Below are 25,768 nucleotides of genomic sequence, written 5' to 3'. Positions count from 1 at the left end.
TCAGGTTTTGTCACCTTCATCAAAACCGGTAAACCCCTTCTTTTCAAGGAGATGTGTCAGATTTGGTCTGAACTAATACACAACAGCCGACCAGAGCGCTGCTTGATCAGGCTTGTTGAACACCAGAATTGACAATAACCTACCTTTACCGCTGTCGATCTCTCCCGATTCCCTGAGCCGGCCATTGTGGAAGCACTCGATTTCGAGTTCATCTTCAGCGCCATACTGTCCGATCTGCAGGGCCGCGATCCCACCTTCGACGCTCTGACGGAGGCGGACCCCGCCTATACAATTCTGGAGGTGGCCGCCCTGCACATCACCATTCAGGACGACGGCCCGGATACCTACACCCTGCTCGGCTTCGGTCTTTACCTGGAAGACAGTATCCTGTTTGCACTCTACGGCCAAAGCGGTGTGATTCTGGAAAAATCCACCCAGGCCACCCTGTTGCTGGCAACGGATATCTGTTTTACCGACCTGGACGGCACCGCGCTCAGCTTCGGCGACACTAGCTGGATTAACCCGCCGGCCACCACCGACACCCCCGGCGTGGTGGCGCTCGCCACAGAGGAAGAGGGGATCGCCGGCACCGAGCGGAGCATTGCCTCTACACCCAAAGGCCGCAAAGCCGCGCTGGGTAGTTGCTTTGGCGAGGGCGCCCACACAGATTTTTGCAAAACCCTGTTGGCCCAGGAAACCGCTAATGCTGCACGAGAGCACCTGGGCCTCGGCAACGCCGCCACCCAAGATCAGGGCCCCGACAAGGGCCTCAATGCGGATACCCTGGACGAAAATCCACCCAGACCCGACGGAGATTAGTGCAGCATGGCCTGCGGTTATCAGAACAGTAGCGGCGCCGACCTGAATACGGTATTTGATCTTTATGTGGAGGGCAGCAAACTGGCGGCCACCGGCTACCAGACTAGCGATGGCCAGGACCTGAACCAGCGGTATGCGTCGTTGTCCTACGGCAGCGCCGCCGCGCTGCAGCTCGCCAGCGCTGCCGACCTGAACACCCTGTGGGCCGCCAGGGGCACGACCAGTTACTACACGCCCATCTGCGATGCCACCCTGTCCCGCACCAGTTCCAGCAAACACGCCACTGGCACCGGCAATACCACCCTCACCAGCGACATTTTCCCCGCCGGTGTTAGCGGCGGCGAAGCACCGTACACCTACACTTGGACACGGGTCAGCGGCACGGTATTGACGGTGGTGAACCAGGGCAGCGCAAGCACCACGTTCCAGCGAGTCGCTGCCGGTGTCTCCACGTCATCCGTATACCGGTGTGTGATTACAGACAACACCGGCAGAACCCTCACCACCGTAAAATCACCATCGCCTTTACCAACTACAGGCTGAACCCTGCGGCGATCAAAGATCACTCTAACGTCGATGTGTCGTCATCCACTGTGCACGCTTATGTGGGGGTTTACCGCAATAGTACTACGCGCGGTGGTGCCTATTTTGTGGAGCCCGCCAGCAGCACCGTGGGGGATGGTTTCGAGGTACGCTTTGATTCCGCTTCCAGTGAAATTATCCACGGCTCGGCGGACCTGGCCACGGCGTACACCATCAACGGCACGCGCACGGCCGGAGTGACCGCAAAAATGCTGTCGTATAAACTGACGATTACCAAAAAAGCGGATATCCGAGTACGTATCCGCAGAAAGAATGGCAGTTGACTGATCGACAAGGTGGTGCGAGTTACGGCCACCTGCCAGGGGGAAGACTTCTAATACTGAAACTGAGGTATTCAATGTGTAGACAACGTCGTTCCTTCTCCTTGGAATCCAAATTGGATGCTGCCCGCCTAGCCGCAGATCAAGGTTATTCATCATCTTAGGCCGCTCGTTCAATGTTGACGTCCGGCTCCATAGAGACGAATTGCCGTTTCCTGTGTAGGCCCAGCATGGGCATGAAAGAATGCGGTGAAAGTCCTTTGAAGGAGAACCTAATAGCTTTAGAAATTACTGAAACTCAACCAGTGAATCTTGGTTCAAGTCTCTAATGTTTTTAGCTCCCATCAAGGTCATTGCGACACGCATCTCGTTTTCGTATAAGTCGAGAATTTTTTCAACGCCAATTTGACCCTGTGCAGCCAATGCGTAGATATAAGAGCGCCCTAGCAGAGTACAATCCGCGCCCAGTGCAAGCATGCGAACCACGTCTAGACCGGTCCTGATTCCGGAGTCGACAAAGAGTTTAAGTTCGCCTTTAACTGTGTCAGCGATACTGGGAAACGCCTTTACTGTGGAGAGAACGCCGTCGAGCTGACGACCACCATGATTAGATACCACAATACCGTCTGCGCCAAAAGAGACCGCATCTTTGGCATCCTGCTTATCCAGAATGCCTTTAATTATCATCGGGCCATTCCAAAATTCACGAATCCACTCTAAGTCCTTCCAGGAAATTGAAGGATCGAAGTTATCTTCAATCCATCCTATGTAATCTTCTAACCTGTTAGGTTCACCACGATATGTAGAGATATTACCCAGGTCGTGTGGTTTACCAAGCAAACCCACCTCAAATGCCCAGCTAGGATGAAGCATTGCTTGGAACGCTCGACGTACAACCGCATTAGGTCCGCTCATACCCGAGTGCATGTCGCGGTAACGAGTGCCTGGTACAGGCATATCAACGGTAAATACTAAAGTGGTAACGCCGGCTTTTTTCGCACGCTCTAACACATTTTTCATGAAACCGCGATCTTTAAGAACGTACAATTGAAACCACATTGGACGTTCAAGGGCGGGGGCGACTTCTTCTATCGGGCAGACCGAAACCGTAGACATAGTAAAAGGAATGTCTTTATTCTCCGCAGCCTTTGCCGCTTGTACCTCACCTCTGCGTGCATACATGCCTGTTAAGCCAACCGGCGCAAGTGCGATTGGCATAGCGAATTTCTCACCGAAAAGCTCAGTTTCAAGGCTTAGTTCTTCCATGTTCTTTAATACGCGCTGTTTAAGCGCAAGCTCAGCAAGATCTTCCGTGTTTTTTCTTAATGTATGCTCACAGTAAGAACCGCCATCAATATAATGAAAAAGAAATGGAGGCAATTTCGCTTTGGCAGCGGCACGATAGTCGGTGGGAGCAGAGATAATCATATTTTAATCCTGAAAAATTGTAATACAACGCCTTTCTTCAGTGCCCTAGTATGGTCGATACCTTAAAGGGGGAGGCGCTGCTACTCGCGGCTCTGCTGGTATTTCCACATTCGCAGGGCTAGAGTGAGATTAAATCTCTTGTTGACCATTCACAAGCAAACACCGACCCTGGTTTGCGGCCCCTTTCTTGTCTTTTTGTAGCTCCTCCGGGCGAGGGTCGAGCGGATTTTTACTGGCCTTATGGTACCAAAGAAAAATGCGCGACAGGGGCTCTAGCTTGTAATCACTCCCGCTACCAACCTGCCCCACTGCGGCAGCCGCCCGGCTACCGCACCATGCCCCCATGGACCCGATCACCGAACTGTACCGCCTGCTCGCCAACCTGATCCGTCTCGGCACCATTGCTGCGGTGGAGTACCGGCCCTCCGTGCTGCCGGGTGCAATCCGGTGCACCGCTCACCGCGCCGCTGCGCTGGATCAGCCTTCGCGCCGGGCGTAGAGGCCCAACAACTCTTTCTTGCCTTCGATGTTCAGGCCAAGAATGGTGTAAATGGCCTTGCTGGTATAACGGCCATTTTCCTTGATTTTGTAGTGGATAGCGTCAAGCCAGACGATAGGATAAACCGCCTCCAGATCGCGCTCACGCCATGCCTGAAGTTCAGGCAGCAGCTTGTCAGTAACGGTGTTGATGGTACCGTTGGAGAGTTCCATACCGTAGATTTCGGCAATGTGTGTGCGGATGTCCTGATAGCTGTTGCCCAAGGCGAACAGGGCGATGATCTTGCGCTCCAGCTCGTCGGTAAGCTGGGTTTGATGCTTCTTGACGATCTTTGGCTCGAAGGTGCCGGCGCGGTCCCGTGGTGTCTGCAGCTCGAAGCTGCCCGTCGGGCTTTTCATGGTCTTGGATGTATGGCCATTTTTGCGGTTGGGCCTGTCCTCGCCGGCGAGGTGCTCCTCCAGCTCGGCATTCATGGCTGCTTCGGTGAGCTGTTTGATCAGAGGAGCCAGGATGCCATCTTTGTCGCTGAGGTCTTTGCCCTCACGGCACCCCGGCCCCTTTCTCCTTACCCTTGATCGTGCGTCGTTTTGTGTCGTTCGTCAGCCCCCATCAATCCCCACGCAGCCCCCGCCGAGGCGGCGCGGGGTCTGCAGCAGGCTGGGGGGCATGGTCAGTCTTGGACAAGAAGTTTTCCATCGATTCCACCATTCACACGCGCCATTTCAGGACAGTCAAAGTTACAATTTGCAGCCGTCCTGTGAATTCATGGTATTCCATACTTTTCTGCCAGCTGATCAATTTCAGCCTGGGATCTTGAGACACCGGGGCATTTGCTTCCGAACCATAGGGTCGAATCACTACCAATGCCATCGGGGTTCGTTTTCTTGACATCCCAACAGCGATCTCCCTGCCGAACAAAGCGGCTACCGGTACCAGTGGTAGTCGCATATTCGGTGTCTGCAGACTCAAATTTTCGAATTTTATTGCGCTCCAGATCCAGTCTCTTTCTTAATTTCGGATTGAAAACCGTGGATCGACTTTTGTCTCCATAGGAATCAGCGGGTATCCCCATAGGCCAAGTCTCTGTCGGCGTATAGGTTTCGAATTTTGGCGGTGGCTCGTCCTGAGACTCCGTACTGGGTTCGTAAAGAGTTGAGTGGGGAGCGGCGCCAGGTTGGCTGGATCTTTCTGTACTACGACGCTCAGCTTTGGGCTTGGGCTTACTCTGTTCCACGAGCTTCCGGGGGTTGTGCTGGGTGGGCGATAGGCCGTTATTGGCCGCCGGCCTAGTCTTTTTATGGTTTACCAGCTTAATTTGCAGGGAAAATTGTTTGCCTGCCACCATATCGCGATCCTGCGGAGCCAGTGATGCTGGAATAGCAATCAGCACAGCATGCAAGCCCAGCGCAATAGCCAGGGAAATCACTAGGCGCCTGGTATCCGACAGCTTGGTGGTAGTGGCCAAAGAAATCGTTGAGCTGAAGTTCATCGGCATCACAGACCATTTCCATAGTAGATCCGGTCGAAGTCCTATATCGAGAAGTGCTTAATGAACGCGAGGTTGGTAGATATGACCAGAAAGGGATTGAGAAGTTCTTAGTCCACCAGGAATAATCCCAGACCAAGCCATGCAAAAAGGCCGCGCGGGACGGCCAAGAGGCGAGAGCGCTTTAGGCGGGCTAAGTGTGCGGCTCGCTATCACTGTCGATCTGGTAGGGCTGGAACTGCACCACGGTTTCGCCGATCCATTCGTTGAGTTCGGCAAAGCGGACCTGCAGGGGTTTGAGTTCGTTCTCGATAAACAGCCGGGTCGCTTTCTCCACATCGCCAAAGTCGGCTTTGTTCTTGTGGATGATGTCCATCAGTTGCGGCGGCACGCGGTGTGCCGCGAGCACGGCGTCGCGGCTGGCGTCTTTGATGTGCAGAAATTCATCCTTGGCCGCGACCTCGCTGATAGGGGTTATCTGGATGCCGCCTTTTTTGCCATTGGGATTGTAGAGGAACAGGTTGCGGAAGTTGCCGGAGCCTTTGGATTGCTTCAGGGCCTCGCTCATATTGTCGATATCCTTTTTTTCTGGGCGGCGTCACTCACAGAGAGGATAAAACCGGCGTGGCTGCCGTTGAGGTAATCCTTGCGGCGAAATAGGGTGGCGGACTCATTGAGGTAGGCGGCCTGCAGGGCACTCAGGTAACTGGGAAGCCGTCGAGCGGGTCGAATGCGCCGGCCTGCGCACCGTGTACAAGGTCGGCGTGGGCAATATCAGCTATGCTGCCGGTGTTGATTCCGAGCACCGGGTCATTACACACAAGGGGGTTCATAAATCTTAATAAAGGAAGCAACAGGGTTGAATACATACAAGCCAGCGGTATCAGTAACGCCGGAGAAGGCGAGCAATTTTATGAACTGAACAGCGGCATCTATGTCGGTGATATTGCGCGTATCGCACAGGTACGCAAACCCCATTGATCTGGATCAGGATAGCAGCCCCGACCAGTTTGCTTACAAGATGATCGGTGCCTTCGTCACCATGGATAACCAAGTGCGCAACAACGTCGCAGGCACTTCTTGGCAAATACCTGGCAAGGTGGAAACACTACAGGCTGCCGCCGTGGCCGAAGGCACGGAGAACTAGCAGTCTGTTGAAATAGGCCCATGTATTTACTGGCTTTGGTACAATGCTCGGGTCGATACCCCACAATGAGATAGTGTATGCGCGGTGCAGATATTACACAGGAAGCTTTGTTCACCACGGTTCACCTGGAAGAATTTGTCCCGAAATCCCACCCGCTGAGAAAGATTCGCCAGGAATTTAATTTGGCATTGCAGCGTATCGACTGGTTGCTCGACTGCGCCTATGCACCGAACGGCAAGGAGTTCATTCCTCAGGAGCGATTACTGCGAGCCCTATTGCTACAGGTTTTATTCAGTGTGCGTAGTGAACGCCAGTTGATGGAACAGATGCGCTATAACATATTATTCCGCTGGTTCGTTGGCCTCAGCATCGATGACAAGGTGTGGAATCATTCCACTTTCAGCAAGAATCGTGACCGTCTGCTTGCCCACGACATTATTCCCACCCTGTTCGAAGAAGTGGTGCAGATAGCTAGGCAGAAGCAACTGTTGTCGGAAGAGCATTTCAGCGTTGATGGCACCTTGATTAAGGCGTGGGCCTCGCAGAAAAGTTTTCGTCGCAAGCAGGACAGCGACGACGATGAGGGCAGTGGCAGCAACAGCGAGCGGGACTTCCACAAGGAAAAGCGCAGCAATGAAACGCACGAATCGCGCACCGATCCAGAGGCTCGACTGTACAAAAAATCCAAAGGTGCTGAAGCCAAGCTGGCCTATTTGGGTCACACCACCATGGAAAACCGTAATGGCCTGATCGTACAGGCGGCGGTAACGCAAGCCAATGGCTGCGCTGAGCGGGAAGCAGCCGAGCAGATGCTGACGGAGCTGCCGGGCTCACGACGCAAAACCGTTGGCGCAGACAAAGGTTACGACACTCGGGGATTCGTAGCCGCCTGTCGTGGTGCCAATGTAACTCCGCATGTGGCCCAAAATACCAAGCGCCGCGGTGGCTCCGCCATTGACGAGCGCACCACTCGGCACAGCGGGTATCAAGCGAGCATGAAGGTACGCAAGCGAATTGAGGAGGGTTTCGGTTGGGGCAAAACCATCGGCCTGATTCGCCAAGTAAAAGTCCGCGGGTTAGCGCGGGTCAAGGAGGTATTTACCCTCACCTTTATCGGTTGGAATCTAACCCGAATAAGCAATTTACAAAGGGGATCCGCTTAATGGACGGAGAAGCAGCAAAAATAGCGTTAAGGGGGCGTGTATTCAGCCAAAAGCCGATTAAAAATCCATCAAAATAGAAAAAAGCAGCTTTTCCTCGATTTTTTTGGCATGTTAGAAACATGTTTCCAACTAATACTTCCGGATTTCAACAGCCTGTTAAGATATACTCACAACCTCCAGAAGGTAGCTGCTTGGGTCGGGACCCGTTGGAGAATCTATAAGCAAACCACTTGTCTGCCCAACAAATCGTACTGTGGTCGAAAGTAATTGTAAAACGCTACCTGTCCATGCGCATAGGTCGCCTTTACGTCTTCCTGCGCCAAATCAAGTAGCACAGCTACAAATAAAACAAGATCTATAAGTGGCACGCAAATAAGCAATGCAGCACCAGTCCGTCGCAACTTAAGTAAATAATGGGCGGTCAATCCGATCAAGAGCACAGCCCAAAAGCCTATCTCACAGATAACAAGCAAGCGCAGCAATATAGTTCGCCCTCTACTTGCATTTACTGAGATAATTACTTACAGGGATAGGAATTATAAACCACCTATTTACCCTTGATTCGAAGCATTCTACTCGAGTTTCCTGAAGTTGTTTACCCACGTCGAAATCTGATAAGAAAACCGAATATAACATAACGTAAATTTTAAAATGAATTATCTGTTCTTGTACGACAATCATTCCTACCCATAAGTTAAGTACCATCAAAGTGGCAAATCAAATAGCTGTATTCTGCGAAGGTGAACTGATTGTCTGTAACCAACACAGAAATTTTTAGTAACGTGTCCTTATTATTATTCACGGCTTGACGACGACTTTGATTCTATAGACAATAGTTTATAATCCACCGCGAAGAATCCTTACTCATTGCAGACAGATCAAAGTGGTTTAATCTAGTATTTCAAAAACTTGATAGATTCTCTGTGGCTCTATTTTCAGTGACAAATGGCATCAAACTATATTGCGGGAGTAACAAATGGCTTCAAAATTTCCACGCCTGGCTGGGCTTATCACTATCATCTTCTTTGGGGTCTGTGCTTGTACAACGCCTATATTAAAACGAAGCGAGTATGCCGCGGCACTTACAACAGAGGATGTTATTCGCTATACCACTGATGCTATCCGCCAGGAGTTAGACAGCGGGAATGTAAAAGGTGTGAGCGTAGCTTTAGTTGATAAAACTGGGATTATATGGTCGAAAAGTTTTGGCCTTGCATCAATGGAAGGTGATACAGACCTCAACTCAGATACTCCTCTGCCCATCGCTTCGGTGACCAAAGTCTTCACTTCTATAGCCATCCAACAACTTGCAGAACGAGGAAAACTCGACCTAGATGATGCCCTATCAATTTATATTCCTGAATTGGATTTTTATCATAGCTCTGGAATACAACCTACTGTCAGAGACCTCCTTTCCCATTATTCTGGTGTTCCCAGCAATCACTGGGCAGGTTATCGCTATAACATTGATGAAATCCCTACATTAGTCAATTGGTCATTAGAGCTAGAAGATTTTCCTGCCCAAATAAACCCCCTGCACCTGGTTAGCAAACCTGGCGAAGCCATGATTTACTCTAATTTAGGCTATAGCCTCTTAGGGCTTATTGTGCAGCGCACTAGTGGCATGGCTTACACCGACTATATAAAACATAATATTCTTGAAAAGGTTGGCATGAGGAACACTGCTTTTGTTTTGAACCCAAATATGGAGCGGGCATTACACGAGCAGTTTATAGTAATGGAGCGTATTGATCATCCAGTGGTCCGAGACTTACCAGCTGGCGGGTTAATGTCGAGTGTAATAGACCTAAGCAGCCTTTTAATAGCATTATTAAACCAGTCGGAAGGTACTTTGAGCGCGAAAACTTTAAGAGCAATGTATTCAGCTCAAAATGATGGCACTAATACACATGGAGATGTTCAAATGGGTTTGGGCGTTTTCCTTTCTCCACCTGGAGTACCATTAGGTAGCGCATCTTCACGATTACCTTTAAGTGTTTCTCACGGCGGAGATATGGGTCAATATCACTCTGAGATAATTCTTTTGCCTGATGAAGAGTTAGGTGTTGTAGTACTCACGGTCTCGGATAAAGGCCGTGCCTCTACCGACCGTATCGCCGATGTAGCGCTAATCTCCACATATGAGTCACGCGCAGGAGCACTACCAAAAACGAGCCAAGTGTCAACTTCGACTCCACACTTATATTCTGCTAAACCAGAAAAACTCGCAGGATATTACGCTACCGAGTTGGGCTTGATGGAGATTGAAGCAAAACAAAGAAAATTGCGTATGAAACTGGATCGTATTGGATCAATTAAGTTCGATCTCGAATCTCAAAAAGGCGGTCGAATATTTTCCTTGAGCCCTAAGTTACTGGGCTTTATACCTGTTCCAAATTTCTTCCTAAACCTTAGGGATATGACGATTGTTACTGATAATGGACAAGAATCGCCACAGATTTGGCTCGCGATCAATAACTTCCGTATCATGCGGTTAACCCAATTAGAGGTGAAACCAATACCAGATGCATGGCTCAATAGTGTTGGTGAATATAAAGTTTCGGATCCCACTGGATCAATTGCACATATTGAGTATTTTTCTATAAACCACGACCCAGATAGCGGTTTAATTATGGTAGCTATGCAAGCCCGTGGTAAAAGTAAAATTGAGTTACCGTTAAGAATTATTTCTGATGAGCTGGCTGTAATCGCTGGATACGGCCGAGATATGGGTACTCTTATTCAACGGCTTTCGAACGAAAACCTTCAATATTCCGGGCTTATTGTAACGAAAACAAACAGCTCTCCTGCCATTCTGTAGGAGCTGTAAACTCCGTGGTATGACGGTTGCGCTAGACTCTAAAAAATCAAGCTGACTTGTTATTCATGGGTCAATTCAGTATCTCATTAGCAGGCTGTTGAAATAGACCCATGTATTTGCTGGCTTTGGTACAATGCTCGGGTCGATACCCCACAATGAGATAATGAATGCGCGGTGCAGATATTACGCAGGAAGCTTTGTTCACTACTATTCACCTGGAAGAATTTTCCCCGAAATCCCACCCGCTGAGAAAGATTCGCCAGGAATTTAATTTGGCATTGCAGCGTATCGACTGGTTGCTCGACTACGCCTTCGGATCTGCCCAACTCTTTAGGACGGGAATTGACGTACTACCGGGTCATAAGGAAAGAATACCCCTCCATCAGGACGCACTGTAAATACATCCCTGTACGCTCGAAATCGGCCTCCATGCCCCATACGGTCCTGGGAGAGGGGGTATTCTTCCCTCCTATAGCAAGGCTATCGATTCAGGCTCTTAGCAAACCTGCCAGAAAGAATCTTCTGCCCTTTCTCTTAATAACTGAAGCCCAGTAACAAGCACTCAAGAATAGGCCAGTTCCCTGCCTTGCCCATCTGCTGGATACACAGCGATACAATGTAAGACCAACTGATACGTCTCTTAACTCCGTTTTCCCATACAGTTTAGTTTCACTACAACTGGAGAGCGTGAGATGAAAATTTCCGGACCCGAAATCCCCACTGTGTGCGGTCTTGTCAGCAATCCAAGTTGACTCTGCCTCAAATTTATATCTTGAAAAGCAGAGGTTGTTCCTGTGCGATTGAAAAGAATTTCTGTTCTCTTTGCCCTTATTTCAATGTCATCTGTCGCTGCTAGTGATATCGATACTACTACCCGATTTAAGCAGTTTACTCTTGCTAAAAATGGAGAGATCGTTGTGGAGACAGGAGTCAGTCTCGCCCATTCGAATTTTGAAAACCTGTACTACAGCTCCGTTTCCTATCGGACGCCCAGCATGCTGTTCAATATTCCAACTTATCTCAACCTTGAGCTAGGAGGGCTTGTCGGACAGGGCTGCGTAGAAAGCGCTTGTAGAATAGGCAGTGGAGAGTCTAAGACTAATTTTAACACACTGTTAATGGGAATCTCAGAGGAGTATCTGTTTATTGATAAGAAAAATTTCTATATAAGCTTTTCACTTGGAGCTTATCTCAAAAAACCATCGTCACGCATTGGCTCCATATTTACCTTTGGGGAGCGGCTAGCTATTGGAACAAAATTCTCCGACTTCAACCTCAAACTCTTCGCTCGACACTTCTCAAATGCATCGATTACCGAGAACAACAGTGGGCAGAACTTCCTTGGAATCTCGCTTGATGTTCCTCTATAGATCGCATTGCCTAGTAAATAAGTCTACAAATTTTATTTAGAAACAAACTATGGATAGCAAAGAATTCGGTCTCGTTGCCGCTCAACAACTATTTCAAGTCGAAGACTTACACTACGGCTTTTGGGAAATAGGAGAGCAGCCCTCCTTCCAAAACTTACAGAGAGCGCAGGAAAACCATACGGAATTTCTACTTAAGCACATCATAACTCAAGGGACTGCGGGAAAAATACTCGATATCGGTTGTGGCATAGGAAATACTACACAGAAACTTCTAAGTCAAGGGCACCGAGTTGACGGCCTGGTTCCTTCCGAATGGATGGCTCGCATCGCGAGAAAGAAGGTCTCACCATTCGCTAACCACGATAGAGGCAAAGTATTTTTTTGCCCACTGGAAGACTTGCCCGTTACTCGCCTACAAGAAAAATACACATTAGTATTTTTTAGCGAAAGCTACCAGTACGTCAACATGCAGAAAGCCTTTTCGGTGATTGACAAAATTTTGATTGACCAAGGTAAAGTGGTCATTTTTGATTTTTTTAAAAAGGACAATGCAAAGGGCAAATCCCCCTTAAAAGGAGGACACTCACTGAGGCAGTTCTACGAAATCGTCACGGATAACGGCTACATAATGACTGAAAACATTGATGTTACGAAAAACTTGAGCCCCAACCTTACCCTGGTTAACGAAATGTTGGTGCAGCGGCTTATACCCTTCTCGAACTCCCTCGACAATTTTCTTTCTCACAAGCACAAACTCACCTATAGATTAATAAAATGGCTATTGCGTAAAAAAATCGACAAAGCCAAGTTCAAATATTCGGAGCAACGCAACGCAGAGAATTTCCAAAAGTATAAGAGCTATAGGTTAATCGTATTGACCAGGAAGAAATAATTTATGAATGGTAAAGTTTGTCCATACTAGTGCATTGTTCGTGGCATTGAGTGCCCTTTTCCCGTAGCAAGGTAACATCCTTGAATCTCTCGGTTTCTCTATCATATCATGAATTCTCTGTGCGGCCTAAACGACTATACTTTTACGCTGATCCTGTCCAATCAGTAATAGCAAAAGCCTGCCGATTGGCAGTAAGATAATCTGCAATTCCACATTGCAATTGGGGCTTAGCTGTCAATACAGATGATAGAACACGAGAAAGAAATACAATCATGCACAAGACATTCAAAATCATACTCGGTGCGTCACTCCTTATTGCACTTTCACTCAATCTCTTTGCGCAAAGACCTACAACGGAGACTTATTAATAACGCAGGAGGGAAGAATCCCCCTCTCCCAGGATCGTATGAGGCATGGATGCCGATTATAAGTGTACAAGGGTGTATTCACAGCGTGCCCTGGGAGAGGGGTAGCCTTTGCTTCTGACCCGGTAGTAAGTGCGATTAAGCTGTGAGTAATAGAACAATAAAGCAAGCACCGGTTAACTTAGTTGAATTTTCAATAACTAAATGTCCTTGATGCCAATCTAATACGCGCTTGACAAGTGCTAATCCAATGCCATGGCCACTAATTTTTGTTTTATACTGATGGCCACGCACAAAAGGCTTTACTATTTTTTCTCGCAGCGAAACATCAATGCCTTTACCGTTATCATGAACATATATTTTGCAATAATTGCCTTCATTCATACATTCGATGAGTACCTGCCCACCTCCATAGGTAAGTGCATTTTGAAGAAGGTTGTTTATAATCATTTTAATGTAAAAGGCATCAGCTTGAATCTTTAATTCACGCGACCCATGCGCAAATGAGATGTTGCTTTCAAATTGATTATTCGCCTTAATGCACTGATAAATCAATGGCACTAAATCAATAGCATTACTATGTAAGGACACCATGATTTGGTCTAAGCGGGCATAAGTTAACAAGGTTTCAACCAAGGTTGTCATATCGTCAATATGATCGCTGATTTTTGCTTGATACTTTTGCCTGAGTATCGGATCATTTTCCTCGGCGAGTGTGTCAAGTCCAAAACGAATACGCGCCAGGGGCGTTCGTAAATCATGTGATACGGCACTGCTCAGTAACTTTACATCATCCACCAAACTTTCAATCCGAAGTGCCATCTGGTTAAATTCCGCCTCAATCTCTTTAAGATAAGAAAATTTTCTGGATGGAATTCGTTGCTGCAGCTCACCCTGACCAAAACGTTTTGTTGCGTACCTCAATGACAATAATTGTCGTATTAAAGGAAACGCCCAGAGGAAAAATAAAAGCAGTAGCGCAATATAAAAACCTATAGTAAAGCCATATTCTCGTGTTGATATTGCAGGTGAAAAATAGGATTTTGACACTTTTATCAATAATACTTCTTGCGATTGCCTCAGAGGAAAATACCATGTTAAATTATTTTTTGTCTCTAACAGCAAGGGCTCACCTTGCTCCATTTGAAGTGCAAGCGGGTTAGGCATAGGCAAATCGGCCTTTGTTAACAGACCTAATTCAAAGGGCAGATGTTCTGTTTCACCCTGCACCGATGGCCTTTCGCTAATGGCAGCTTGCCAATTTTCAATATATTGCGCTCGCGAAGGAAAGTTAGCCAGTGAGTTCGACCATTGATAACCTAAATCTTCTATCATTTTTGCCTTATCAACATCTCTTACCAGAGAATGATTTTGCTCATACAAATAATCAAACAGCCAACCAAGACCAGCAGTAGCTAAAAAAACAAATAACAGCAATGAGTACAATAAAGTGCGCATATACCTCCTTCACTACCAGGCATCTTTGGCAAAGAGATAACCTTTACCCCAAACCGTTACAATACGACGAGGCTCACTTGGGCAATCACCTAATTTTTTACGCAGTCGCGATACTTTAAGATCTATTGAGCGATCAAAACCATCATATTCAAATCCTCGCAGCTCACTCACCAACTCGCTCCTAGAAACGAGCTGCCCCGCTTTACTTGCCAATAACCACAACAGATTAAATTCATTGGAGGAAATTTTTAGCACTTTGTCCTGCAAGATAACTTTCATGGCTTTCTTATCAATGCAAAGTTGATTAAAGACGAGCGGGCCTTCATCATTATTTGATATTAAATAATGGTTTAACTCTTGTTGACGAGCAATATACTTGCGAATGCGCGTGAGCAAGGCGCGTGCTCGTACAGGTTTTGTCAAATAATCATCGGCGCCCATTTCAAGACCCAAAACCTCGTCTATTTCTTCATCTCGCGCAGTCACCATAATAATCGCGTTCTTAAAGTTTGGCCGCACCGCTTTACAAACATCAACGCCGTCCAAGTTAGGCAACATACCATCGAGAATAACCACATCAGGATGAAGCGCTTGTATAAGTTCGACCGCTTGCTGACCACAGCCTGTGATATCTACTTGGTATCCCTTGGCAACGAGGTAGTCCTGCATCCATTGGGCTAAGTCAACATCGTCTTCAATCAGAAGAATATGTCCTGAGCTTTGTAACGTGGCGTTAGTCACTGATGTGCTTATCTCTTTTATGATGAGTTAGTATTTTATTAACCGTTAAAACATACGCCAAGACAGTCTTGATCGGACGTTTTTCTTATATACCCATGCCATTTCCAATTCAGCAGCTACCAATCGTACCTGCTGCTTGCCATCTTTTTTCGTTAGATAGAAGGTCACATTAGTATTTGAAGCAATTTCTTTTGCATAGTGACCTTGCCTCGCTTCTGACCAGCACGCCAGGTGTGAATCTTGTTGATTAGAAAAAAGACAGTACGTCCCTTTTTTGCCTGCTGACCACTGCACATCAATATCTACATAGCACGTTTGACCATGATGAAGCGCAATACACTGCTTGGGCGAGAGTTTTAATGTTGCCGACGGCTTGGCATCATTCACAACTTGCGCAAACGAATTGGCGCTCAAAAAAAATACTACCCAAGCAATAACAAAGATTTGAAGTATTGTAAAAGGGACCAGCAATGCGATGTTTTTAATAAGAAGTTTCATGAGTTCCCCTACTAAAATACATAGCTAAAAAGTACGCCAAATTCAGTGATATATTCTTTTCTTTCTGGTGATGCAATAATTAGTTTCATAATGGGGCTATCCGTGATACTGCTTGATATATTGGTGTAGCGATAATAAGTTTCAAACAATAGATTTTCACTGATAGGGTAGCTTGCACCAATCTGCCCAACAAAATCAATGCCGGCCCCTGCCTGATAATCGGGGAAATCCAATTGACTTTGCAACTCTGTAGTAGAGTAATAATAATCCAGAATTTCTTCTGAGCGATATACGAGCCCAGCAGAAGCGTAAACTTCCCAATTTTTTATTTGCCATGCATTAGAGGCAAATAAGGACGCATATACACCATCATTATACTCATCATTAAACGAATATGGCGCAACCACAAGCTGCAATAATTGATTTTCAAACAGCCCCGTAGCCCTCAATCCCAGCATTTCTGAGCTTTTTATTTTTTCTTCTTGATGAAACCCAGGTTGTCCGTAGCCATATTTGTTACGCCCATGAGCACGTACTGATGTTAAGTCAAACTGCCACTGCTCAGTATTGTAGAAGTTGAAACCAACGTTTATACTTTGATCTAGCCTATTTGCGCCAGAAGCAGCTTCAATGAAAAAACCCCACTTTACTTGATATCGACCACTCACGAATAATGTACCACCTTTGGCTTCATCATCAGAGGGACCTACTTCGGATTTGTAACCGTAGCCTACTTTTAAGTACCCACCTTGAAAGTCATCGTTCTGACTTCCAAAATCACTGACTTCCCTAGGCGTGGTCGAGGTGTGAGTTTGATTTACATTCTGTACTTCAATCAATGGCTCTTGATTAGTATCAAGAGCATTTGCTACAGGTGAGTAACTGATTAAACTGGCGCATGAAAGTGATACAGCGCGTACCCAATGAGAGTTTGTCATCGTGTTTTCCCCTAAATCACCCTAGGTTTGCCGGAGGCAATTTGATTTGGGTCATACCGCTTGGGTAGACTCAGCTTGTTGATAATACAGGTTTTCGTATTCGGATGGGGGCATATCGCCAATCGGCCTGAGAATGCGGTGATGGTTAAACCAGTCGACCCAGGTCAGGGTGGGCCACTTGGCTCGCCAGGGCTTGATCACCACCCGATATTTGTCTCCCCACTTGGCCTCCAACTCGTCCAAGGCGTTCTCGGCAGCATTGAGCGTTGTCGCCTTGTAGACGCACTTGAGGTCGGCCATATAGACCTTCTGGTTCTTCGAGGCCACGTACTTCATCGAGTTGCGAATCTGGTGGATGACACAGTGCTGAATCTCGGTCTTGGGGTCTTGCCTTCGATGTTCAGGCCAAGAATGGTGTAAATGGCCTTGCTAGTATAACGACCATTTTCCTTGATTTTGTAGTGGATAGCGTCGAGCCAGACGATAGGATAAACCGCCTCCAGATCGCGCTCGCGCCATGCCTGAAGTTCAGGCAGCAACTTGTCTGTAATGGTGTTGATGGTTCCGTTGGCGAGTTCCATACCGTAGATTTCGGCAATGTGTGTGCGGATGCCCTGATAACTGTTGCCCAAGGCGAACCGGGCAATGATCTTGCGCTCTAACTCGCCGGTAAGCTGGGTTTGATGCTTCTTGACGATCTGTGGCTCGAAGGTGCCGGCTCGGTCCCGCGATGTCTGCAGCTCGAAGTTGTCTGTCTGGCTTTTCATGGTTTTGGATGTATGGCCATTGTTGAGGTTGGGCTTGTCCTCGCCGGCGAGGTGCTCCTCCAGCTCAGCACTCATAGCTGCTTCGGTAAGCTGTTTGATCAGGGGGGCAGGATGCCATCTTTGCCGCTGAGGTCTTTGCCCTCACGCAGCGCCTTGAAAGCAGTATCCATATCGAAAGTAGGTTTGGTCATAGGTCATCTCTTTTTTGCTAATGATAAAGAGATGACACAGAATTCTGAACGCTACCCTGCCCAGCCTGATTTATGTTCGTGCTCGCCGGTCAACACCCTGCGAACTGCGCGTTCCCATACTTCGGGGGAGTATCCGAGTTGTTTGCTCATTGGATAATTCTCTCAAGAAATTTAGGCTCCGAGAAATCCGGGGTGATTCATCCCTTACTTTTGATTGTTTTGACAGGAAAACAATAATAGATAGGTTGCTAAAAAGAAGTACCACTAATTGTCAACCTGTATCAATTTGTATCTACTTCCTGTTAATGATCATTTATCGGCATGAACACCGAAATCAACTTTGAAGATACGCCATTTTAATCAATTCTTTATATTTTAAAGGCTTACTTCTTAGGCAGCTGCAAAGGATACTGTCGCTTCTTGGAAAAATGACTTCACCAGCCTTTTATTCTCCTTTTTGACTTTCTGGGTTATCGATTTGGTCCCAGAAAAGCAAAGAATCGCCATGGACAGACCTTCACCGCGTTTAGTCCTTCAATGAGCCCTAAGGCCTTCAAGAGGATCAAGGATAAGGTCAGGCAGTGGCGTGTGATTAACTGGGTGGAGCGATCACTGACGGAGATGGCACAAGCACTGAATCCCGCAATACAGGGTTGGCTGAACTACTACGGTCACTTTGGGCGGAGGTATGGTGTTTATCGACTTCAGAAGTATCTTGATCAAACGCTGATGCGTTGGGCCAGGAAGAAGTTTAAACATCTGAAGCGAAGCTGTCTCAAGAGTTGGGTCTTTATTGGAAAGGTGCGTCAACAAATGCGTGGCTTATTTGCGCACTGGAGTATGGGAAGATTGAAAATGTGCTGAATACGAAGAGCCGTATGAATTGAGAGGTTCACGTACGGTTCTGTGAGAGGTTGAAGGGGGAGTTCCTTTGATCTACTCGACTTTTGATATCTGTGTTATCAATTTGGTTAGTTGGCCCCTGGTGTTGCATCACCTTGGGTCAGCGCCTTTTACTTACGCTTAGGTCACGTTACCGTTCTCCTGTTGCAGGGAGGGTGCTTAGAGAAAATGCATGGGCTAGAAAATGCCCGAATTTTTCTGGGCCTTTTGGGTTATTGGTTCGCAGAAACTGGCCCAATCACAGCCCAAATATCGATTAATGCCTGTGGATTCTACGCCGCCTTGACACGAAAGAAAACGAAATGCAATCCAGTAAGATTATTTTGATGCCTATATTTCTATCCGCCTGGGTTTAGAAAACTGCAATGATCTATTAAAAACGTGCAAGTTACATTGGCCCCCTTCACCGCCTGTCACGATAGCCCTCAAGGATAAAAGTCGCCCATTTTTAGAGCGGCACAAAGGTTTTGAAGCCAAACGATTTCAACTCGACGCCACAAGCCAAGCGCCCATAAGGGCCGAAGAGAGGGCCGAAGAGGCTGTTGTCCTGCCGCTGTTAGGGGAAAACTGTTTCCTGGGTGACAGGCTGCGCCGATTGATTCGAGAAAGAGAGGGTTGCGGCAAGCCGGTGGCGATAAACACCGGGCGCCAGTCTCGGTTTCACCATGACGCAGCACCGGGCGGGCTGTCGATGTCCCGGTTGCCCCCTGTCTTGCTTTTTTCGCTTCAGTAGAGGCGGCAACTATCCTGGCACAGGGGGTGCGCTAAAAATCGGTTTACAGCCGGCGGCGGAACAGGGGCAGCGGTTGGTCGACACCGGCCTGGTAGCTGTCGCTGAAGTCGTGCAGGGAGTCTCGCAGGCTGGCGAGGGGCTCTTCGCCTTCGAAAGCGTAGGCGTTAAAGCCGCAGCGCTGCAGATAGCTGAGCTGGTCGCGCATAAAGCCGCCCACGGCACGCAACTCGCCCTTGAAGCCAAAGCGCTCGCGCAATAAGCGGCCTGTGGTGAAGCCGCGGCCATCGGCGAAAGCGGGAAAATGCACCGCGATCAGCGGGCATTGGGCCGCCGCAGCGCCAATCAATTCCGCGCCTTCGTCGCTATCGAGCCATACGCCGATTTCCCCGCTGCGGCCGGCGAGCGCTTTGCGCTCGGCCTGCCATTGGCGCAGGGGCAAAATCACCTTTCCTGCACCCGGGGCCGGAATATCGGGGCTTTCCCCCGCTGTTGTTTGCACCAGCAAGCGCCACTGGTTGGGGCGGATCTCGCCGTCGATAATCAGCTCGGTGGGGTTGCCCGGCTGTGGGCCCGGTTTAGCCGGCTTTGGCATAAACGCTCTCCTTAAAGGGCTGCAGACCAATGCGTTTATAGGTATCGATAAAGGGCTCTGCGGTCCGGCGCTGTTGTACATAGAGGTCGAGGATCTTGCCGATCACCGCCGGGACTTCCGCGCGGGAGAAGCTGGGGCCCAGTACCCTGGCCAGACTGGCATCATTGGAGGCGCTGCCGCCAAGTTGGATCTGGTAGAACTCTTCCCCTTTCTTATCCACCCCGAGGATGCCGATATGCCCCACATGGTGGTGGCCACAGGCGTTCATACAGCCGGAGATATTCAGGTTCAAATCGCCCAGGTCGTAGAGGTAGTCCATGTCGTCAAAGCGGCGCTGGATCGCTTCGGCCACCGGAATGGATTTGGCATTGGCCAGGGAGCAGTAGTCGCCGCCGGGGCAGCAGATCATATCGGTGAGGGTGCCGATATTCGGGGTGGCAAAACCGGCTTTGCGCGCCTGCTGCCACAGTGCGTACAGCTTGTCCTGCTCAACATCGGCGAGCACCACGTTCTGATCGTGGGTGACGCGCGCCTCGCCAAAACTGAAATCGTCAGCGAGATCGGCAATGGCATCCAATTGGCGGTCGGTCACATCGCCGGGGGGGACGCCGGTGGGCTTGGTGGATAATTTGATGGCCCGGTAACCCGGTACCCGGTGGCAATAGGTGTTGCGCTCCAGCCAGCGTGCGAAGGCCCTGTCACCCTCTGCCTGCTGTTGCAGGGCGGCCTCGCTGGCGCTGCCGTCGAAGGTTTTGTAATTGCGGGCAGTGAAGAAGGACCTGGCCCACTGCAGTGCTTTCGGGGTCAGTTTTTCCGTGCCGTTTTTAATCTGCTGCCATTCCTCTTCCACCCGGCGGCCAAATTCCTCGGTGCCCAGGGCTTTCACCAGGATTTTGATGCGCGCCTTGTACTTGTTGTCGCGGCGGCCCAGGCGATTGTAAACACGAACAATCGCTTCCAGGTAGGAGAGCAGGTCCACTTCCGGGAGGAAGTCGCGGATGGTTTCGGCAATCACCGGCGTGCGGCCCTGACCTCCACCAACGAGTATCTGGAATCCCACCTCCCCAGCGCGCTTTTTGATCTGCACGCCGATATCGTGTACGCGGATGGCGGCGCGGTCCTGTTCAGAGCCACTCACCGCGATCTTGAATTTGCGCGGCAGGAAGGCGAATTCCGGATGGAAGCTGGACCACTGGCGGATCAATTCGCAGTAGGGGCGCGGATCGGCGATCTCGTCGGGGGCGATGCCCGCGAAGGGGTCCGAGGTGGTGTTGCGGATACAGTTGCCGCTGGTCTGTACTGCGTGCATTTCCACTTCGGCCAGTTCGGCAAGGATATCGGGCACGTCTTCCAGGTGCGGCCAGTTGAATTGCAGATTCTGGCGTGTGGTGAAGTGCGCGTAGCCTTTATCGTAGTCGCGGCTTATGCGGGCGAGACGGCGCAGCTGGGTGCTGTTGAGCAGGCCGTAGGGCACGGCGATGCGGAGCATGGGGGCCAGCCGCTGGATATAGAGGCCATTTTGCAGCCGCAGCACCAGAAATTGCTCCTCACTCAGCTCGCCGGAGAGGTAGCGTTGTGTCTGGCCGCGGAACTGGGCCACGCGGTCATTGAGTATGGCGCGGTCCCGATCATCGTATCGATACATTACAGCTTGATTCCATTGCCTTTGTGCGCTGGTGGCGGAGAAAGGGGCAGGCCCCGGACGGTCCTCCGATGGCGCATAACATACCAGCGCTCTTATACGAAAAATAACAATATTTTCCGCTATATCTGTAACCAACGGTTATAAGGTAGGAGGAGGGCCCAACAGGCCCGCCTTGCGCCACCCGCGGGGATTTGGTCTACTTGGCTGGTCGTTGCAAACGGCCCATCTGCGTTGAATAACAATAATGAGTGATCGGAGAGATTTGATGAGTGATGAAGTTGTTGCTGCCCCGGAAGATGACAACGTCGTAGACGCCCTTGCCGCTGTGGCACTGGTGGCTGTGTTCGTCGTGACCTGTATTTTCTGGGTTGCCACCCGATAGCCAGCCCCTCAGGCCCGGAGCTGAGCGGTGCCGGGCAAACCATTCTGAAGTATTGATCGGACTATAGGAATGACCTCGCATAAAGGGTTGGCGGTGGCGGGGCTCTATCCCGCGCCACTCAGCCCATATTGCTGAGAACGCCCTTCACAATCCAAGCCAGGATCAGCACAAACAGCGCTGTAAAAATGATGCCGGCTACCAGGTAGTGCATAATGCTACCACTCTGAAAGTCCCGCTCGCGGTTCTTGTTGCTTTGCACACCGATGGCGGCAGCCAGGGTGCTGAGCATTATTTGACCAAAGCCGGGTTTTTCTGTCTTCTTGTTCTTGTTTTCCTGCATAGGCTCACTCCTCCAGATTGGGGCGCATCCAGCGTTCCAGTGCCTGCTCGCTGACCCCTTTGCGTTTTGCCAGGCTTTGCAGCTGGTCCCTGCCGATTTTGCCGACATTAAAGTACTTTGCCTGCGGGTGGGCAAAATACCAGCCGCTCACCGCCGCCGCAGGCATCATGGCAAAGTGCTCGGTAAGGCTGACCCCTGCATTTTGCTCCGCCTGAAGCAATTTGAACAGGGTGGCTTTTTCCGAATGATCCGGGCAGGCCGGGTAGCCGGGGGCGGGGCGAATACCCCGATAGGCCTCCTTGATCAGCTGTACATTGCTGAGCGCCTCGTCCGGTGCGTAGCCCCAGTATTCCTTGCGCACCCGGCGGTGCAGGGTTTCGGCGAAAGACTCCGCCAAGCGGTCTGCCAGGGCCTTGACCATAATGGCATTATAATCGTCGTGTTTGGCGGCGTAGCTGTCCGCCAGCGCGTCTGCGCCAATACCGGTAGTCACCGCGAAACCACCCACATAATCCATTTGGCCGGAATCCAGTGGGGCGACAAAGTCGGCCAGGGAGCGGCACAGCCCATCGCCCCCGCGTTTTTGCACCTGTTGGCGCATATGATGCAGGCGCGCCAGCTCTTCGCTGCGGCTTTCGTCTTTGTAGACGATGATATCGTCGCCGATACTGTTGGCGGGCCAGAGCCCGAACACGGCGCGGGCGCGCAGGCGCTTGTTGTCGATCATCTCTTTCAGTAACCGCAGTGCATTTTTATAGAGGTCACTGGCGGCTTCACCAACGATTTTATCTTTCAGGATTGCCGGAAATTTGCCCGCCAGATCCCAGGAAATAAAAAAGGGCGTCCAGTCCAGGGTGTCGAGCAGTTCTTCCAGGGGGAAATCGTCAATCACCGTGAGGCCCAGTTTGTTGGGCCTGGTGGGGCGGTAGTTCTGCCAGTCAAATTCCGGTGCCGCATCGCGCGCCCCCCTATAGGTCAGGCGGGTGTCGTTGCGTTTGCGGTTGGCGGTGCGGATGCGTACTTTTTCGTATTCGGTGCGGATTTTTTCTACAAAGGGTGGGCGCAGCGTAGCGGAAATCAGGCTGCTGGCTACACCCACCGCGCGGGAGGCGTCGGCCACATAGACCACCTGGTTGCGCTTGAACTGGGGCTCAATTTTGACAGCGGTATGTGCCTTGGAGGTGGTGGCACCGCCGATCAGCAGGGGCATATCAAACCCCTGGCGCTCCATTTCGGCTGCCACGTGCACCATTTCATCCAGGGAGGGGGTGATCAGGCCGGACAGGCCAATGATGTCGCAGGCTTTTTCCCGCGCGGTCTGCAGGATGGTCTCGGCGGGCACCATTACGCCCAGATCGATCACCTCGTAATTGTTACAGGCCAGCACCACCCCCACAATATTCTTGCCGATATCGTGCACATCGCCCTTTACCGTAGCCATCAGGATACGGCCGTTGGAACGGCTGTCTTGGGTTTTTTCCGCCTCGATATACGGCTGCAGGTAGGCCACTGCCTGTTTCATCACGCGGGCGGATTTCACCACCTGGGGCAGGAACATCTTACCCTCGCCAAACAGGTCGCCGACGATATTCATACCGTCCATGAGCGGGCCTTCGATGACGTCCAATGGACGGGAGGAGTTGGCGCGGGCCTCCTCGGTATCTTCTACGATATAGTGGTTGATACCTTTTACCAGGGCATGCGACAAGCGCTCTCGCACCGGCAGCTGGCGCCAGCTCAGGTCTTCCTTGCGCGCGGTGGTGCCGCCCCCGCCCTGGTATTTGGCCGCGATATCCAGCAGGGCCTCGGTGGCGTCACTGCTGCGGTTGAGGATGACATCCTCGACCTTTTCCCGCAGTTCCTCCGGCAGTTCGTCATAGACCGCCAGCTGGCCGGCGTTGACGATACCCATATTCAGCCCGGCCTTGATGGCGTGGAACAAAAATACCGAATGGATCGCCTCGCGCACCGGGTTGTTGCCGCGAAAGGAGAAGGAGACATTGGAGACACCGCCGCTGATCTGGGCGCCGGGCAGATTTTTGCGAATCCAGCGGCAGGCCTGGATAAAGTCCACCGCGTAATTGTTGTGCTCCTCAATACCGGTGGCGACGGCAAAAATATTGGGATCGAAAATAATATCCGTGGGATCGAACCCAACGTCCTCCACGAGCACGTCGTAGCTGCGTTTACAGATTTCGATTTTGCGCTCGAAAGTATCCGCCTGGCCGTCCTCGTCAAAAGCCATCACCACCACAGCGGCACCGTAGCGCAGGCACAACTGTGCTTTCTCGATAAACTCCTCCTTGCCCTCCTTAAGGCTGATGGAGTTCACGATGGGCTTGCCCTGAATGCATTGCAGGCCCGCTTCGATCACCGCCCACTTGGAAGAGTCCACCATAAACGGCACTCTGGCGATGTCCGGCTCGGTGGCGGCGAGGTTTAGGAAGCGGCGCATGGCGGCGAGTGCATCGAGCATCGCCTCATCCATATTGAAGTCGATTACCTGAGCGCCGTCTTCCACCTGGGTGGCAGCGACCTGCAGGGCGGTATCGTAGTCCTCCTCCAGAATCAGGCGTTTGAAGCGGGCGGAACCCGTGACGTTGCAGCGCTCGCCCACATTGACGAACAGCGCGGTTTCATCGGCGATAAAAGGCTCAAGGCCGGACAGGCGCAGGGCCGGTTTGATCTGCGGCGGCTGGCGCGGGGCGATATGGGTTACTGCCTCGGCAATAGCGCGGATATGATCGGGGGTGGTACCGCAGCAGCCGCCGAGGATATTGAGAAAACCGCTGCGGGCAAATTCCGCCACAATTGCGGCAGTTTGCTCCGGGGTTTCATCGTATTCGCCAAATTCGTTGGGCAGACCCGCATTGGGGTGGGCGGAGACATAGGTGGCGCAGACGCCAGACAAGGCTTCTATATAGGGGCGCAGTTCGGTGGCGCCCAGGGCACAGTTGAGGCCCACGGAAAGTGGTTTGGCATGGGCGATGGAATAGTAAAATGCCTCGGTGGTCTGGCCGGACAGGGTGCGGCCGGAGGCATCGGTAATGGTGCCCGAGAGCATGAGCGGCAGTTCGAAACCCAGCGTCTCGAACAGCTGCTGCATGGCGAAGATGGCCGCCTTGGCATTGAGGGTATCGAAGATGGTCTCGATCAGAATCAGGTCGCTGCCGCCCTCGATCAGGGCGCGTCCGGCTTCCAGGTAATTCTCTACCAGTTCCTCGAAAGTGACATTGCGCGCGCTGGGATCATTGACATCCGGCGAGATACTGGCGGTGCGGGAAGTGGGGCCGATCACCCCGGCTACCCAGCGGGGCCGCGCCGGGGTGGAGAGGGCATCTGCGGCGCGCCGGGCGATTTCGGCGGAGGTGCGGTTCAGTTCCTCCACCAGGTGCGCCATATCGTAATCCGACTGGGATAGCCGGGTCGCGTTAAATGTATTGGTTTCAATAATGTCGGCGCCCGCCTGCAGGTATTCCCGGTGGATCTGCTCGATCAGTTCGGGGCGGGTCAGGCTCAGCAGGTCGTTGTTGCCCTTGAGGTCCCGGGGAAAGTCGGCGAAGCGCTCGCCCCGGTAGTCGGATTCCCCCAGCTTTGCCCTTTGGATCATGGTCCCCATGGCGCCATCCAGTATCAGGATACGCTCAGTCAGTGCAGTGTTCAGTTGCCCGAGGCGACGGCTGCGAAACGGCTGCAACATGTACCAGTCCTTACTCGATATCAGGGG

Annotated in this window: 21 protein-coding genes and 3 pseudogenes; 10 read left to right on the top strand and 14 right to left on the bottom strand. The window is 50.7% G+C overall.

Translation table 11 applies throughout. The annotated features are described in order from the left end of the window. Nucleotides 1-186: 186 nt before the first annotated feature. From Q1A48_RS11790 to Q1A48_RS11780, 3 genes are read left to right on the top strand one after another with little or no spacing between them, the layout of a single operon-like run. Nucleotides 187-819 carry a hypothetical protein gene (locus Q1A48_RS11790; protein ID WP_299944967.1) on the top strand — a complete coding sequence of 211 codons (633 nt, stop codon included), beginning with the start codon at nucleotides 187-189 and terminating at the stop codon, nucleotides 817-819. Nucleotides 820-825: 6 nt separating this feature from the next. Then, nucleotides 826-1,362, top strand: a complete 537-nt coding sequence (locus tag Q1A48_RS11785; RefSeq protein ID WP_299944964.1) for a hypothetical protein — start codon at nucleotides 826-828, stop codon at nucleotides 1,360-1,362. Between the two features lie 35 nt (nucleotides 1,363-1,397). After that, nucleotides 1,398-1,685 (top strand): hypothetical protein, encoded by a 288-nt coding sequence (locus Q1A48_RS11780; RefSeq protein ID WP_299944961.1) that lies wholly within the window; start codon nucleotides 1,398-1,400, stop codon nucleotides 1,683-1,685. Nucleotides 1,686-1,970: 285 nt separating this feature from the next. On the opposite strand, the gene lldD is transcribed toward Q1A48_RS11780, so the two are convergent. From lldD to Q1A48_RS11755, 5 genes and pseudogenes are all read right to left on the bottom strand, one after another. Next, nucleotides 1,971-3,110 (bottom strand): FMN-dependent L-lactate dehydrogenase LldD, encoded by a 1,140-nt coding sequence (lldD, locus tag Q1A48_RS11775; protein WP_299944958.1) that lies wholly within the window; start codon nucleotides 3,108-3,110, stop codon nucleotides 1,971-1,973. Nucleotides 3,111-3,435: 325 nt separating this feature from the next. Beyond that, complete coding sequence (locus Q1A48_RS11770) at nucleotides 3,436-3,570, bottom strand: hypothetical protein (protein ID WP_299944955.1); 135 nt, start codon at nucleotides 3,568-3,570, stop codon at nucleotides 3,436-3,438. A 35-nt stretch (nucleotides 3,571-3,605) separates the two neighbouring features. After that, nucleotides 3,606-4,154: pseudogene (locus Q1A48_RS11765) on the bottom strand (transposase); the annotation flags it as partial. A 218-nt stretch (nucleotides 4,155-4,372) separates the two neighbouring features. Continuing rightward, nucleotides 4,373-5,107, bottom strand: a complete 735-nt coding sequence (locus Q1A48_RS11760) for a hypothetical protein (protein WP_299944954.1) — start codon at nucleotides 5,105-5,107, stop codon at nucleotides 4,373-4,375. A gap of 181 nt (nucleotides 5,108-5,288) precedes the next feature. Next, nucleotides 5,289-5,663 carry a hypothetical protein gene (locus tag Q1A48_RS11755; RefSeq protein ID WP_299944952.1) on the bottom strand — a complete coding sequence of 125 codons (375 nt, stop codon included), beginning with the start codon at nucleotides 5,661-5,663 and terminating at the stop codon, nucleotides 5,289-5,291. Nucleotides 5,664-6,029: 366 nt separating this feature from the next. Here Q1A48_RS11755 and Q1A48_RS11750 point away from each other — a divergent pair, with 366 nt between their 5' ends. The 6 genes and pseudogenes from Q1A48_RS11750 to Q1A48_RS11725 all read left to right on the top strand — a co-directional run bounded on the left by Q1A48_RS11750 (nucleotide 6,030) and on the right by Q1A48_RS11725 (nucleotide 12,488). Next, nucleotides 6,030-6,242, top strand: a complete 213-nt coding sequence (locus Q1A48_RS11750) for a hypothetical protein (RefSeq protein ID WP_299944950.1) — start codon at nucleotides 6,030-6,032, stop codon at nucleotides 6,240-6,242. Nucleotides 6,243-6,319: 77 nt separating this feature from the next. Then, nucleotides 6,320-7,405, top strand: coding sequence for an IS5 family transposase (locus tag Q1A48_RS11745; protein WP_299944947.1), 1,086 nt, complete (start codon nucleotides 6,320-6,322; stop codon nucleotides 7,403-7,405). Between the two features lie 976 nt (nucleotides 7,406-8,381). Then, nucleotides 8,382-10,226 (top strand): serine hydrolase domain-containing protein, encoded by a 1,845-nt coding sequence (locus tag Q1A48_RS11740; RefSeq protein ID WP_299944944.1) that lies wholly within the window; start codon nucleotides 8,382-8,384, stop codon nucleotides 10,224-10,226. 167 nt (nucleotides 10,227-10,393) lie between these two features. Continuing rightward, a pseudogene (locus Q1A48_RS11735) lies at nucleotides 10,394-10,516 on the top strand (IS5/IS1182 family transposase); the annotation flags it as partial. 504 nt (nucleotides 10,517-11,020) lie between these two features. After that, nucleotides 11,021-11,596, top strand: coding sequence for an acyloxyacyl hydrolase (locus tag Q1A48_RS11730; protein ID WP_299944943.1), 576 nt, complete (start codon nucleotides 11,021-11,023; stop codon nucleotides 11,594-11,596). Nucleotides 11,597-11,645: 49 nt separating this feature from the next. Continuing rightward, a complete protein-coding gene (locus Q1A48_RS11725) occupies nucleotides 11,646-12,488 on the top strand; it encodes a class I SAM-dependent methyltransferase (RefSeq protein ID WP_299944941.1) in 843 nt (280 codons plus the stop codon). A gap of 503 nt (nucleotides 12,489-12,991) precedes the next feature. On the opposite strand, the gene Q1A48_RS11720 is transcribed toward Q1A48_RS11725, so the two are convergent. From Q1A48_RS11720 to Q1A48_RS11700, 5 genes and pseudogenes are all read right to left on the bottom strand, one after another. Then, nucleotides 12,992-14,311: an ATP-binding protein gene (locus tag Q1A48_RS11720; protein ID WP_299944938.1), complete on the bottom strand. Its 1,320-nt coding sequence runs from the start codon at nucleotides 14,309-14,311 to the stop codon at nucleotides 12,992-12,994. 12 nt (nucleotides 14,312-14,323) lie between these two features. Next, nucleotides 14,324-15,052, bottom strand: a complete 729-nt coding sequence (locus tag Q1A48_RS11715; protein ID WP_299944936.1) for a response regulator transcription factor — start codon at nucleotides 15,050-15,052, stop codon at nucleotides 14,324-14,326. A gap of 45 nt (nucleotides 15,053-15,097) precedes the next feature. Then, the gene (locus Q1A48_RS11710) at nucleotides 15,098-15,550 is read right to left on the bottom strand and encodes a DUF3019 domain-containing protein (protein ID WP_299944935.1); all 453 of its coding nucleotides are present in this window, start codon (nucleotides 15,548-15,550) and stop codon (nucleotides 15,098-15,100) included. Between the two features lie 11 nt (nucleotides 15,551-15,561). After that, on the bottom strand, nucleotides 15,562-16,488 hold the full coding sequence (locus Q1A48_RS11705) for a MipA/OmpV family protein (protein WP_299944933.1): 927 nt from the start codon (nucleotides 16,486-16,488) through the stop codon (nucleotides 15,562-15,564). Between the two features lie 51 nt (nucleotides 16,489-16,539). Beyond that, a pseudogene (locus Q1A48_RS11700) lies at nucleotides 16,540-17,446 on the bottom strand (transposase). Nucleotides 17,447-17,983: 537 nt separating this feature from the next. Between Q1A48_RS11700 and Q1A48_RS21830 the strand changes: the two are divergent. Next, on the top strand, nucleotides 17,984-18,310 hold the full coding sequence (locus tag Q1A48_RS21830; RefSeq protein ID WP_366523406.1) for a group II intron maturase-specific domain-containing protein: 327 nt from the start codon (nucleotides 17,984-17,986) through the stop codon (nucleotides 18,308-18,310). A gap of 815 nt (nucleotides 18,311-19,125) precedes the next feature. Here the strand turns inward: Q1A48_RS21830 and Q1A48_RS11695 are convergent. The 4 genes from Q1A48_RS11695 to metH form a co-directional block, all read right to left on the bottom strand. Beyond that, on the bottom strand, nucleotides 19,126-19,674 hold the full coding sequence (locus Q1A48_RS11695) for a DUF934 domain-containing protein (protein WP_299944931.1): 549 nt from the start codon (nucleotides 19,672-19,674) through the stop codon (nucleotides 19,126-19,128). Beyond that, nucleotides 19,658-21,319, bottom strand: a complete 1,662-nt coding sequence (locus tag Q1A48_RS11690) for a nitrite/sulfite reductase (protein WP_299944930.1) — start codon at nucleotides 21,317-21,319, stop codon at nucleotides 19,658-19,660. The genes Q1A48_RS11695 and Q1A48_RS11690 overlap by 17 nt, the downstream gene beginning before the upstream one ends. A 500-nt stretch (nucleotides 21,320-21,819) precedes the next feature. Continuing rightward, a complete protein-coding gene (locus tag Q1A48_RS11685) occupies nucleotides 21,820-22,041 on the bottom strand; it encodes a DUF2970 domain-containing protein (RefSeq protein ID WP_299944928.1) in 222 nt (73 codons plus the stop codon). A gap of 4 nt (nucleotides 22,042-22,045) precedes the next feature. Continuing rightward, nucleotides 22,046-25,741, bottom strand: a complete 3,696-nt coding sequence (gene metH / locus Q1A48_RS11680; protein ID WP_299944926.1) for a methionine synthase — start codon at nucleotides 25,739-25,741, stop codon at nucleotides 22,046-22,048. Nucleotides 25,742-25,768 lie beyond the last annotated feature (27 nt).

Origin of the sequence: uncultured Microbulbifer sp., from assembly GCF_947489355.1 — a bacterium.
Classification (GTDB): domain Bacteria; phylum Pseudomonadota; class Gammaproteobacteria; order Pseudomonadales; family Cellvibrionaceae; genus Microbulbifer.
This window is presented reverse-complemented; position numbering and strand designations above follow the sequence as displayed.